A 13,198-nucleotide genomic window follows, 5' to 3' on the forward strand; every position below is an offset into this window, starting at 1 on the left:
GAATCCAATAGCTTGGACAAACTGACAATCAACAACGATAAGTTGTCCTCCTTCTCTCTCAGAATTGAAGAAAGCACAGCAATTTTTTTCATCAAAATTTACAAAAACGAGATCTTCAAGGATAGTCCCACCTGATAAAAATAAATCTACTTCTGTATTTGTTGATAATTTTCTAAATTGATCACATGCGCATCCTTTGCAACGATGTTTACTTTCACTTTTCTTTCTACAATCTTCACATTCTTCGTGTCTCATTCCTTTTACCTCTCCTTTTTTTAAAAATAAGATACAATGACAGTTTATTTTGAATTAGAAAAAAGGATTGGACAAACATCTTACTAAAATTAAAATAAATCTATCTAATTTACATTTTTTTAGTTTTGGTAAAAATATATTTTTTTGTAGTCTGGTAAATAATAAATTAAGAGTTTAAGAATAAATTAGTGTGCAGTTCAACGAAACTATTCAATAGAAAAATGATATTCCCAAATTGGTAGCATTGCCAAGTCCATAAGCATAATTTCTCAATGTTTGAGGAGGATTAGGCTTTTTCGCTTTCAAAATCCTTTGCGTTTTTCTTTTGGTAACTCCGTTGACAGTAAGGGGTAAATTCCGTGGCAACTGCTGGTAAAAAACATGGCAGAGATGGTACATTCTTGTGGCTGTACTCAAAAAAAGGGAAGAAGGTCATAATTTGACCTTGTCCCCTTTCCCTCTGTTTTTTCCATTTCCCTACCAAAGTAACTTATGCAATCAACCGTTGTTCCTTTTAGTTTCTTTTTAATTCTATAAATATCCGTCTACCTAGCAAATATACTATGTCTGCGTCTGAGGATCAGGCATCCAAATATTGACTTTCCATTCTTTTCACGATTGGTCTGGCACTGATATAAATAAGATATCCAAGAAGTGCACCTAAAACATTACAGATTACATCATCAATATCAGTAACTCTTCCCCGTTCACCAGCTATTAGCGATTCTAAAAATTGTAAAACTTCAATACTAATGGATACTATGAAACCTAATAACACGGTATTTTTATAATACTTAAATTTATTCCAAAGGATTGGCGCTAGGAATCCTAAAGGCATGAGTAATAAGATATTGCCACCTACATTTCGCGCGATCAGTCCAAGCATAAATAGAACATCACCATCATATGCAATACCTATTTGACTAATATCATTAATAATCGTTTTAAGCGGTATGACATTTAATGAACGAAAAACATTTTCAATATTAGATTGAAATCCTATTGGAAATGGAAATAACGTCACTGAAATCAACAGACATATGTATAACACAAAAAGAAAATGAATAACCTCTTTTAACCAATAAACTGATACTCGATTCTTAAATCTAGTCCCCACTATGATGCCTCGTCCAACCAAATAAGATATCGTTCCAAGTAAAATAAATAGACTTCCGTTAATTAAGTACAATTTAGTATTCTCCTCAACTTTTTACCTCATTTTACCATACTTTTTTACATGCCCATCTGATAACTATTATGCATATCCGAAATACCTTTTTGCTGTACGTATGTGGGGTCAGGCGCCTTTAGAGTTTACCGAACCACCCCATGTGGATTATTATGGAAACGAGAGTTATGAAGGGGTGTGTGTTGAATTGAATGCTATCATTCAATCATTATGTGTTTTTTTTTGATTCATTTAATCTAAATTGTTGGAACATCGATAGTAGGCCATATAAAAATAAGGATTTATAAACCAGATATTGAGGAAAAGGGAGAAACTCATCAAAAAGAAGTGGCTTTCGGGGCAGTAGGTCCTTCCCCTTTTTATCTATTTACATTTATGGGTGTAGCACTAATTTGCAGATTTATGTTGGGGGGGTTATAAAAAATGCACAAAATATGGTTATTGATTTCACTTTTCGTTTCAGCAATGCTTACTTGGATTTTCATTCCAAAGCCTTTTGATGAGTTTCCCCTTTTTGGTGATGTAGCAACCCTAGTATTCATCCCAGCTTATTTTGTCTTATTTAGCGTTATTCTAAATGTGTTGATTTGGATCATAAAAAACAGAAGGATTAAAGTATTGATTTTGTTTCTCTTATTATCGTTACTTGGTGTCTCTTCCGTATTATTATTAAGACAGAATTATGGTCCATCAATTTCTTATTTCTTAACATTAATTGGGCTAGTTTTTGGTTTCGCTCATTTTTCCTTTTCAGAGGTTTTACGAAAGAGGCGACAATAAACGAATCTCATTACGTGTTCCTTTCTTCCATAAAAATCAAATCAAGTACTTACTGTATGGTCCTTAATCTTATTTGGTTTATTAACCAATCTTAAATTAAATCACCGATACTACAAATTAACCTCAAGTTGAAGCAATCACCTTTATTATAAAGCAATGGCGGGTGGCGCTCTTCCCCCGCCATTGTTCTGTAACTTCTGAAGGATTGCCCCCTTTTTCACCTAATTGCCATATTTATAAAACATTTTACTTCTCCCCATTCAAATACACACCACAAAAGGCACAAAATATTCACCAAAATAAAAACTCTTTACCTAACGCAAGATTTGTCTGGTTTAGTTGATTCTAATAAAACGGTACCAATTATGTAATAGTCTAAAAGGAGAATTTCCCTTGAAACGAGAGACTATTTTCATTGGTACTGTCCTTCATAGATTAAGAAGACAAAGGTTACTTTCACAAGAGGAACTTGCATTTCGAAGTGGTATTGAAAGAAATTATTTAAGTGATCTGGAAAATGACAAAAGCGAACCAGGATTAGGTGTTGTCTTCGCACTTGCAGAAGCTCTTGATATTAATCCGGAAGATTTTGTAGCGATGATTAACAAACACATCAAGGGATAGAACACCTTAACGGTGAAGTTTCTTCTCACCGTTTATCTCCATTCCAACTTGCTCAATGTTTCACAAATGTTTTTAGGGAGGTGCTTTTATCCAAAAGACAATTGTAATCGCATACATAAATATTAAGTAAAGGATGAACAACTTGCCAATGGAAAACCACAACTACTACATACTGACTCAAGATTTTATGTATATGTCAGGATATCACGATCGCAATGGACGTCCTTGTTCCTTAGTAAAAGAATTGGGCCGTACCTTGATTGTGGAGAAATCTCCGATTGAAATACTGGATGAAAGCATTAAATGTATTGGGTTTAACCTAAAAGGTGCCCTATCGAGCTCAAAGTGGATTCTTGGAGATTGCCATATGCGGCCCCTCATGGTGAATCCCGCTCATAAACTCTGTGTATTTCCAGACAAGTCGCCAAACAGCCCTAATGCAACTTGGTTTAATCCTTATCACATCATGCGAACGAGCAGCATAAATGGCGGCACAAAAATAGAATTCAGAAATGGATTATTACTGAAAATCCCATCAAGACTTACAAACTTCAACCATAAGCTTCAGACCGCTGAACAGTTCAGAAATCTTACCACCGAAATAGCATCAAACCCAATGTCATTCGTACTGGATCCACGAAAAAGACGCCTGCAAATAGGCAATCGCATATAGAGACCGCCATGAAATATATGATCGCTTATGTCACTTTCAAAGACGGTGTAACAAACCAATACTACATAAAAGAACATTCAGTCAAACTTCTCTTAGAAAAAGTGGCCCTATATTCAAACGGCTGCCTTGCCACAAGTAAGTTCAGCCTGCAAACTTCCAACGCCCTTTCTTTATATGTAAGAGAAATAGATTTAAAAAAGTCACCTGAGCTTCGGAAAATTGATTTTGCCATGATTAATGAAGCAAGGAGTTACAGCTTTTAAATAATCATTAAAACATTAAAAGAATCAGTAGAGCCATATCACCTCCCTCAAACTCAAATGGGAGGTGCACTTCTTTAGAACGTTAGCAACCGAAGCGAAGCGATAACCCTCAATAAAGAGACAGACTGAAGTACAGAAAGCCATTATTGATTGATAACCTTGTTTAATCTTAATTGTGGAATACTGTTTGGTTATTCTTGATGGTTACAGAACCCCACTGATAGCCATTTATAATAGTCTATCAACGGAGTTCCTCTTAGCACGAACTAGATAAACTAGTTCCCCCACTACCTTATATATTCCTATCCCCACCAACGCCCCCGCCCAATCAATAAAGACGTCTCTTACCTGAGCACCTCGACCTGATACAAAAACTTGATGTACTTCATCCGAAGCAGCGTAGAGAATACAGATCCCTAATGCCAATAAAGCGGATTTCAACTCTAAAACCGCGCTTCCTTTTAGAGCATGAGACACCAATATCGACAGCACCAGATAAACAAAGGAATGGGCATTCTTCCTTATGATGTGGTTGGCATTATCTAATGAAAACTCTGGCTTGATTTCTTTGACGGTTTCTACAACATGTGCTGTTACACCTTTACTCAGCTTGTTTGAATCCTTGGCTGGTTGTGCAGACAGCTGAAAAATGAGAACCATCCAAACTAACACCGGAACCCATACTAAAAAGATTTTATATCCTTTAGTCATTTTCCTTCCCTCTCCAATAAAGAACACATTCTCTAAATCCTTTGTTTCCTAATTTAACCCTTTATGACTTCACAGCATGTGGGGTCAGGCACCCTAATTTGAGAAATTCTAAATCTTTGCTTTTTTAATTGATGAACCTCTAAATATATCAATAACTTTTCCTCCACTATGTTCCTCCTATAAGCTGATAAGATCAAGTTACAGGAAAGGATTTATTAGGCGAAAAGTGTTCTTTGAAAGTGAGCAAAAACTGTTCACTTTATTTTAGCGTTTACATGAATCTTGTATCTTCATGATGGAAGTGTAAAATAGGGGATTCATTTGAAGCTGAATTTACGACTGGATTGTTCATGCATTCAAAGCTCTGAACTTGACCAATCTTATTCATGGAAGGAAAATTTTAACTAAGCTACATTTTTTCGTTCGTCATTCTTTCTATCTCCCGCATATGACTCTATGTATAATACAAATCTTTTCTTCAAAAAAAAGTTAAGGGAGTCAAACAACTCCCTTTACTCATTTTATTTTACGCTATAGTAATCACAATACCAGTCCGCAAACTTTTGCAATCCCTCTTCAATTGGAGTATAAGGCTTGAAACCAACCGCTTCATACAACAAATCTGTAGATGCATACGTTGCTGGTACATCCCCTGGCTTAATCGGTTCAAATGTCTTTTCGAAGACTACTTCTTTCCCCATAGCCTTGCTGAAACATTTCTCAAGTGTTTCAATGAATACCATTAACTTTTCAGGGTTATTGTTTCCGATATTAAATACTTTGTGCGGGACACCATCACTATTTGGAGGATTACTTAGAAGACGTTCAATTCCTTCTACGATATCATCAATATAAGTGAAGTCTCTGTATAGATCATTTTCAAAATCTCCATCGTTGAAGATTCTTATCGACTCACCAGCAAAATGCTTATTAGCAAAACCGAAATAGGCCATATCTGGTCTTCCCATCGGTCCATATACCGTAAAGAAGCGAAGCCCAGTTGCAGGAATCTTGTACAAATGACTATAAGAATGTGCCATTAGCTCGTTTGATTTTTTAGTCGATGCATATAAAGATACAGGAGTGTCTACAAAATCAGTCTCTTCAAATGGAACTTTCTTGTTCGAACCATAAACAGAACTTGAAGAAGCATATACTAAATGATCTACCGGAAAATGTCTGCAAGCTTCAAGAATGTTGAAGAAACCAATAATATTACTCTTAATATATACATCAGGATTTTCAATAGAATATCGAACCCCAGCCTGCGCAGCAAGGTTTACTACAATGTTTGGCTTATATTCTTCAAATATATTAAATATGATTTCCTTATCAGATAGATCAGCTTTAATAAAACTGAAATTCTCATACGGTCTCAACTGCTCAAGACGAGCAAATTTGAGATTTACATCATAGTAATCATTTATATTATCAATACCTACTACAATGCAGCCTTGATCCAATAAGCTTTTGGATAGAAAGGATCCGATAAAACCAGCTGCCCCAGTAATAAGATAAACTTTCTTAGGATCTAACTGTTTGATTGTCAAGATTCTTCGACTCCTTTATATCCTTACGAGTAGCAGGTGCTCGTCCAATAGAGTGATACTCTACTCCTGCATCTTCCATTTGAGTCACGCTATAGATGTTTCTACCATCATATACTAAAGGAGTTCTCATCAACTTCTTGTAAGCTTCAGGAGTTACTTCCTTCACTTCCTCCCACTCAGTAAAGATAAAGCAGACATTCGCGCCTTCCAATGCTTCTTCTACACTTTGAACATACGTCATGTGGCCTTTCCCGTTCATTCCAGCTGGATATACTTTCGCAAAGTTATCCGAACCAACAGGATCAAAAGCAAAGATATCAGCACCTTGTTCTAGTAACAAAGGAATATTCTCAAGTGAAGCCGCTTCTCTTAAATCATCCGTCCCTGGCTTGAATGTCAATCCAAGTACAGCTACTTTAAGACCATTAAACGTAATAAGTCGCTTACTAGCTTTCTTATATAACATTGTCTTTTGTTCTTCGTTTACATCTATTGCAGCTTTAACCGTTTTAAGTTCATATCCGTTTTGTTTAGCGATATTCTCAAGTGCTTTTGTATCTTTAGGGAAGCATGATCCTCCGAAGCCTATACCAGCATTTAGAAACTTGTTTCCAATTCGATCATCAAAGCTCATTCCTCTTGCTACATCCTGAATATCAGCACCGACCAATTCACAAAGATTAGCAATATCATTCATATATGAGATCTTAAGAGCAAGAAAATCATTTGATGCATACTTAATCATTTCAGCCGATCTTCTATTTACAGAAACAATAGGTAACTTAAACGGCTCATAAATGTTCATTAAAAGCTCTTCAGCCCATTTACTTTCCGTACCAATGATTACTCTATCCGCATGTAACGTATCATGAACAGCCGACCCCTGTGCTAAGAATTCCGGATTTGAAGCTACTTCAACTCTCACATCATTAACCAAAAAGTCATGAATGAATTGTTCTACTTTGTCATTTGTTCCAACTGGTACGGTTGATTTAACTACGACAAGACAGTCCTTTTCAATACTTTCAGCAATTTGTCTTGCAACAGTTGCGATATATGAAAGATTAGCAGAACCATCAGGTTGCTCAGGAGTACCTACACCAATAAAAATTGCATCTGCATCCTTGTACGCTGTCTTGTAATCTGTTGTATAATCGATTCTTCCAGCTGCATAATTCTTTTGCATTAATTCTTCTAACCCTGCTTCATAAATTGGAGAAGTACCTGATTTCATTAATTCTACCTTTTTTTCATTAATATCTACACAGATTACTTGGTGTCCAACTTCTGCAAAGCATACGCCAGCAACTAAGCCTACATAACCGGTTCCAGCAACAGCTATTTTAGACATATTTTTCTCTTCCCTTATATCTTATTTTCAAAAAATTAAACAACTAAATGGAAATATACATAATAACAAGAAGAAGTTATTAATGTGTTACAATTTATGGAACCTATTAAACATATCGTTTTAAGACTTTCGCTGGGCTTCCTCCAACTAAAACAAAGTTTTCGGCAATATCTTTAGTAACAACAGAACCTGCAGCTACAATTACACCTTCACCTGTAATTTTTACTCCAGGTAAAATTATTGCTCCTGCCCCAATCCAGGTTCCTTTTCCAATATGGACATGGTTTGAAATATGTTCTTTCTTTAAATAATTTTCTGGCCAGTTACTAGTATCATAACTATATGAAATAACTTTTGCAAAAGCTGATATAGTTACATAATCTTCAATGCATAAACCGCCACCACCATGTAAAAAAACAAAGTCATTAAGTTTACAGTTACAGCCTATATTAATCTTATCCGGACTCTTTATCACAAGGGGACCAAAAATGCGCAAATTTTTATCTTGGGCATTTAACATTTTTTTATATAACTTAATTTTCAATCCAAGATTTTTTTTATATATCCAATCAAAAAACATTATTTATATTATGTTCCTTTCTATTTAACTTTTTATTATCTTAAGTTTTTGTTTATCCTTTTTTAAAATTCTTTTTATAATTTTATATATTGTAACAAAATCCTCCCTAAAAAATAGAAAGTTAAAAATGGTTGTAACTATTAAAGATAATATAAATATTATTAATCCACTTATTACCCACATTATATATGAATCAATATTAAAAGCTGGTATTACTTTGCTAATTATGATAATAATTAATGCTGATAATGCACTTAAAATGCACCTTTTTATAAATACAAAAATACTTCTATTAATAATATTTTTTGATAGATAAAATGCATATTGAACAGTTCTAAATAATACTGAACACAGTGTTCCAACCGCTACCCCAACCAGTCCTAATTTAGTCACTAAAGCTGCTGAAATAAACAAATTAATACCAGCTTCTATAAAAGCCCCATTTCGGGTTTGTTTAAAATGACCAGCAGCTAAAGTAACGTAATGATACGGAAGTCGAATACAATAAATTGCATGTGCTACTACCAATATATAAGCAAATAAAGGTCTATAATAGTTTACATCCAAAACTCCTTTTGTATAGACTTTAATAAAGGGTAGAATTAATAATGCTGTACTTGTGAATAGGATTGTAGTTAAGGTGAATGAAAATAGTTCATAAGCTCCGAAATTTTTTCTTAGTGTTTCTTTCTCATCCTTTGCTAGCATATTTCCAAAAGCAGCTTCGACTCCTGAGGAAAAAGTAATTACAATACTTTTTATTCCAGTAACCACCAAATAGTAAATAGAGTAAACTGATATTTCCCTTACATTTGTAAATAAGGTTAATAACATAACATCAGTATGACTATGAAGAAAGTAAGCAATATGATGGCCTAGCCCATCCCATTTCTGCGCAATTTTAGTAGTAAAAGCTGCTGATTCTTTATTGATTTTGTATCTACGATTTACATATATAAACAATATTATCGGTCGAAAAATAAATATTATTGCACTTACTAGTTTAACAATATGGATACTTGCTCCATACTTTATTAATAGCACCGTTAATATGGTATTTATTATAATTGTAAATAACTGAAGATAGGATGTAATATACCGTTTTTGATCTGATTGAAGTAAGAGTTGATAAGATATTCCATAATAATATTGTATGAAAGTACTTATACCAATGATAAATATCAGAGTGGCTGTATAAATACTACTAAACTCATTTTTAACTAACATTGGGAAAAATAATGTTACAATAATTAAATATCCTATAAACATTACTGCAATGAGTCTATAAAATCTCTCAGTAGCTTTTATTATCCCGCTTATGGCTCTATAATCTTTATTTGCTAAAGGATTATAAAGAGCAGAACGAACCACACCGCCAATTCCTGATTCTAATAATACAATAAATCCCAAAAATTGATTAATAGAAGTGATAAGTCCATTTACACTTGATCCGTATGTTCCAATAATTAAACTTGGAACAATAAATCCACATATAATTGTAGTAAATTGTAACATTAAAGTCGCAATAATATTGACAAATGCTCTTTTACTTCTCATTGTTTCCCCCGACTCTTAAATGCAGTTTACACTAACTAAAAAATGAAATTGACACTATTATTTCTTCGATATTAATAACGATTTAAAATTTACTTTTAACTGAACAAATTGGGATAGGGTTTTATAGTACTTTTTATTAAAAAGAAAACAACAAATCTTATCTTCTATAGAATAACTATATGTGCTAAGGTATTCTTTAGATGATTTAAATAATTTTTTCATTCTAACCTCGTCAAATATCTCCAACATCTCTTCATTATTTATTTTTAACTTTGTGAGGGCTTTTGCAAATTGAATTATATTTAGGACATAATAGGAATAAAATAACTTTAAATTTTCTTCGTTATCATATTGAAATTTTGTCATATATTCAAAGACTACATTTCTTACTATATCAAAGTCATTAAAATATTTGGGTTTAAAATTTCTTCCTCTGCCAGAGTGGCTAAGTCTGTAATTATAAAGTGGTTCATCTAAATAAATAATTTTTTTTGCATTAAATATTAATGGTAAGGATTGAAGAATATCTTCGCCCTTTTTATCTTGGTAAATAGTGTAGTCATGTTCTATATCAATAATGGAACGTTTAACTACTTTTGACCAAATACTATTTATTCTGGACGTGGAAATTAATTTTTTGAATAATATCTCCTTATTTTCTGAAGTAAATATTGTTTTATCTTTAAAAACACCCGTGTCATTTTTTAGTATTTGACCATTATCATCAACTCTTTTATATCTGAATAAAAGCATATCAACATTGTATTTATTAATCTCGTCATAGACTGTCTCTAATAAATTCAATTCCCAATAGTCATCAGAATCCAAAAACAAAATATAATCTCCCATAGCTTTTTTTATCGAATTCCTTCTTGTTAACAGCAATCCTTTGTTTGGTTGGTCATAAACCCTAATTCTATTATCGTTTTTTGCATAAGTTCTACATATTTCAAGGCTTGAATCTGTTGATCCATCGTTTACAATAATTAACTCGAAATTATTGTATGTTTGATTGATTACAGAATCTAAGCATTTATTTAGATATTTTTCAACATTATAAACTGGGATTAATATACTAAACATTATTTTTTCCATATCAAAACCTCAATTAATTTAATCTCTAATTATAAAAGCTTTTAAAATGCTTAAGAACTTTATTAATCTCATATGGCGATTTTTCGAATTCCATTGAAATAATTTTTTGTTTACCGTTTTTTGAAATATCATATAACTTAGTAGCCCACTGGTGGTCACTTTTTTCTAAATCCATTAATATAATACCTTTATTAGTTTCAGCTATTTCTCTATTGCATCCAATATCACTACACAGAACAGGTACACCAGCAGCTAAAGATTCTAAAACTACTCCAGGTAAACCCTCCCACAAAGATGGAAATAATAAAGCATCAGATATAGATAAATATCTTTTTATATCGCTTTGAACCCCTAATAATAATACATTACTATCCAATTTTTGTTTCTTAATAACTTCTATAATTTCCTTACCTATTTGGGAGTGATAGTTCCCTATCAATAGTAATTTAGAGTTTGGTAATAGTTTTAAATATTCTAAAAACACATTTAGAATCTTATAATGATTTTTTGCTTCATGAAATCTGCCTATATGTATGATAACTTTCTCATCATTTTTTATAGACAGTTGGTTTTTTAATAGATTAATGGTTTCATTATTTTCACAATATAAAGTTCTTAACCCATTATATATAATTTCGCATTTCTTAATTTTATTATAATTCGCAAAATGACTCTTCATTGTGTGTTTATTAACAGCCAATATATCAGTGGAAAATAATAAAATAAACATCTTTAAAAAAGTTGTTTTTAAAAATTGAAAAAAGGAAGACTTTTTTCCTACTTTGGAACTGCGAAAATGAACAATTCTACGTTTAACATTTGCTAAAAAAGCTAAGAATACAATATATCCAGAAACAATAGAAATATGGGAATGAACAATATTTATTTTATGCTCTTTCAATTGTTTAACAAAAAAAAAGGGAAATCTAAAACTATAAATATTACAAGGAATTATTTTATATCCTTTTTCTTTAAGAGAATTAGCTAATACTCCCTCTGTTCCACTTGTTGTAAAAAAATAGATATTATCAAAAGAATCATTTAATTGATCCATAATTTCAATAGTTCTAATCTCTGCTCCACCGAATTCCATTGAGCTAAAAATATGCATTATATTTTTTTGATTCAATTAGATACCCCCAAAAAATAAAAATCCATTGTGCTCAAATTATATTTTTTTTGATTTCCTTTTTAAATTGCCATCTAAGATATATGCAAATAAAACTAATCCAAAGGCCATAAATATCTGTCCTGGTACAAATGTAAATCGATTTCTTGTTAGAATCATTAATATTACTACGGTAGAAGCAAAGAAGGCTTTTTTATAAATATTATTATTTTGTCTTTCAGCATTTATTGAGAACCACCCTAATATCATATAAAATATTATAGGGCCAAAGAATGAAAAATTATAAAATGACTCTGCAACCTGAGAAAACCCCCAACCTGGCAATCTCTCACCAAACGACCAAGGGACTCCAGTAATTGGAATTTCAGGAATTACTCCTAAAGTTAATTTTGATACGATTCTCTCTATAGGTGCTAGGTAACTAATTCCGAACCCAAAACTTTCACCTGACTTAGACCAATGAATAACTTTTTCTACCGTCCTTAGTTGCCATCCAATCTCTAAAAAGGGGGAAGTTAAATTTACTCCAACTTGATCAAAAGATTTAAGTATCGAGCCACTTCTGGCAGCTGTAATAAATGGAATCACAACAAAGAAGACTCCTAAACCTAAAACTATTATTTTTTTACTAATTTTTTTTGTTCTTGAATAATATACACCCGTAGCCGTCAGTGCAGCATATAATATTTCCCCTTTATTACCTGTCACTAGTAAGATTAAAGAGATAACTAAAAACAGTATATTAATTACTTTAATCTGTTTTCTGTTTCCTGTCGCAATAACTATTACATAACCAGTAGCTAATAAAAAGATAGCAATTGTAAATAAGGTATTTTCATTTCTCCAACTTCTAAAATCACTATAATTTGATAATAACGAAAAGTTTCCTGTAGCTATATTTATTAACAAATATACAAATACAGTTACTAAGCACAATAATCCTATTCTAGGTATCCATATAGACGTATTAGTTAAAGTTTTGTTATTTAACTTTGTCCCTGAGTCCTTTTTTCTTAAGATAGAAGCACTTAATATAAATACCACCTGAGCAACTATACTGCACAATACTGCAAGTACACACTCCTTAGTATATAACCAAGTATACTGATGCGGTTCAAATTGCCGGTATAAGCTTTCTGGATATAATAAAAAAATAGTCGATGCACCAAAGTGAGTTAAGTTAAAATACGTAAATAACACTGTAAATAATCCGAGGTTCAAAATATTTTTATTTTGAATAATAATTAAATAACTAACAATAGTGCTTGTAATCGAATAAATAACCGCCATTTTTAATGTTGCATATTGCTCAAATACTGTTATAAATAACAATGAATGAATTAGGATACACATTAAAAAAAGGTAACATATTATTAGAGTGATATTTTTTGAACTCATTTTCTTTAGCATCATATATTTAAAATACCCTTTTCTACTTTTT

14 protein-coding genes are annotated in these 13,198 nt (G+C 32.2%); 4 read left to right on the forward strand and 10 right to left on the reverse strand.

Annotation, left to right across the window (positions count from 1 at the left end; all coding sequences use genetic code 11):
- Positions 1 to 255 (reverse strand): hydrolase (locus BMZ31_RS13990; RefSeq protein ID WP_139205954.1); only part of this gene is annotated, 255 nt, incomplete at its 3' end.
- A gap of 580 nt (positions 256 to 835) precedes the next feature.
- Complete coding sequence (locus BMZ31_RS13995) at positions 836 to 1,444, reverse strand: VanZ family protein (protein ID WP_090832481.1); 609 nt, start codon at positions 1,442 to 1,444, stop codon at positions 836 to 838.
- A 423-nt stretch (positions 1,445 to 1,867) separates the two neighbouring features.
- Here BMZ31_RS13995 and BMZ31_RS14000 point away from each other — a divergent pair, with 423 nt between their 5' ends.
- The 4 genes from BMZ31_RS14000 to BMZ31_RS14015 all read left to right on the forward strand — a co-directional run bounded on the left by BMZ31_RS14000 (position 1,868) and on the right by BMZ31_RS14015 (position 3,784).
- On the forward strand, positions 1,868 to 2,224 hold the full coding sequence (locus BMZ31_RS14000) for a hypothetical protein (protein WP_090832482.1): 357 nt from the start codon (positions 1,868 to 1,870) through the stop codon (positions 2,222 to 2,224).
- A 393-nt stretch (positions 2,225 to 2,617) separates the two neighbouring features.
- The gene (locus BMZ31_RS14005; RefSeq protein ID WP_254778825.1) at positions 2,618 to 2,848 is read left to right on the forward strand and encodes a helix-turn-helix domain-containing protein; all 231 of its coding nucleotides are present in this window, start codon (positions 2,618 to 2,620) and stop codon (positions 2,846 to 2,848) included.
- A gap of 133 nt (positions 2,849 to 2,981) precedes the next feature.
- The gene (locus tag BMZ31_RS14010) at positions 2,982 to 3,521 is read left to right on the forward strand and encodes a competence protein ComK (protein ID WP_090832483.1); all 540 of its coding nucleotides are present in this window, start codon (positions 2,982 to 2,984) and stop codon (positions 3,519 to 3,521) included.
- An 8-nt stretch (positions 3,522 to 3,529) separates the two neighbouring features.
- Positions 3,530 to 3,784 (forward strand): hypothetical protein, encoded by a 255-nt coding sequence (locus tag BMZ31_RS14015; RefSeq protein WP_090832485.1) that lies wholly within the window; start codon positions 3,530 to 3,532, stop codon positions 3,782 to 3,784.
- Positions 3,785 to 4,012: 228 nt separating this feature from the next.
- Here BMZ31_RS14015 and BMZ31_RS14020 read toward each other — a convergent pair whose 3' ends face one another.
- From BMZ31_RS14020 to wzy, 8 genes are all read right to left on the reverse strand, one after another.
- The gene (locus BMZ31_RS14020; RefSeq protein ID WP_254778827.1) at positions 4,013 to 4,456 is read right to left on the reverse strand and encodes a VanZ family protein; all 444 of its coding nucleotides are present in this window, start codon (positions 4,454 to 4,456) and stop codon (positions 4,013 to 4,015) included.
- A 560-nt stretch (positions 4,457 to 5,016) separates the two neighbouring features.
- Positions 5,017 to 6,045 (reverse strand): GDP-mannose 4,6-dehydratase, encoded by a 1,029-nt coding sequence (locus BMZ31_RS14025; RefSeq protein WP_175478124.1) that lies wholly within the window; start codon positions 6,043 to 6,045, stop codon positions 5,017 to 5,019.
- Entirely contained in the window at positions 6,020 to 7,396 is a 1,377-nt protein-coding gene (locus BMZ31_RS14030) for a UDP-glucose dehydrogenase family protein (protein WP_090832490.1), read from the reverse strand. The genes BMZ31_RS14025 and BMZ31_RS14030 overlap by 26 nt, the downstream gene beginning before the upstream one ends.
- 106 nt (positions 7,397 to 7,502) lie before the next feature.
- Positions 7,503 to 7,976 (reverse strand): acyltransferase, encoded by a 474-nt coding sequence (locus BMZ31_RS20950; RefSeq protein WP_090832492.1) that lies wholly within the window; start codon positions 7,974 to 7,976, stop codon positions 7,503 to 7,505.
- A 24-nt stretch (positions 7,977 to 8,000) separates the two neighbouring features.
- The gene (locus BMZ31_RS14040; protein WP_175478125.1) at positions 8,001 to 9,533 is read right to left on the reverse strand and encodes a lipopolysaccharide biosynthesis protein; all 1,533 of its coding nucleotides are present in this window, start codon (positions 9,531 to 9,533) and stop codon (positions 8,001 to 8,003) included.
- A 57-nt stretch (positions 9,534 to 9,590) separates the two neighbouring features.
- Positions 9,591 to 10,628 carry a glycosyltransferase family 2 protein gene (locus BMZ31_RS14045; RefSeq protein ID WP_090832494.1) on the reverse strand — a complete coding sequence of 346 codons (1,038 nt, stop codon included), beginning with the start codon at positions 10,626 to 10,628 and terminating at the stop codon, positions 9,591 to 9,593.
- Positions 10,629 to 10,653: 25 nt separating this feature from the next.
- Positions 10,654 to 11,757, reverse strand: coding sequence for a glycosyltransferase (locus BMZ31_RS14050; RefSeq protein WP_090832496.1), 1,104 nt, complete (start codon positions 11,755 to 11,757; stop codon positions 10,654 to 10,656).
- Positions 11,758 to 11,796: 39 nt separating this feature from the next.
- The gene (wzy, locus tag BMZ31_RS14055) at positions 11,797 to 13,170 is read right to left on the reverse strand and encodes an O-antigen polysaccharide polymerase Wzy (protein ID WP_090832498.1); all 1,374 of its coding nucleotides are present in this window, start codon (positions 13,168 to 13,170) and stop codon (positions 11,797 to 11,799) included.
- Positions 13,171 to 13,198: the final 28 nt, after the last annotated feature.

The organism is Bacillus sp. cl95, assembly GCF_900115925.1.
Lineage (GTDB): Bacteria > Bacillota > Bacilli > Bacillales > Cytobacillaceae > Neobacillus_A.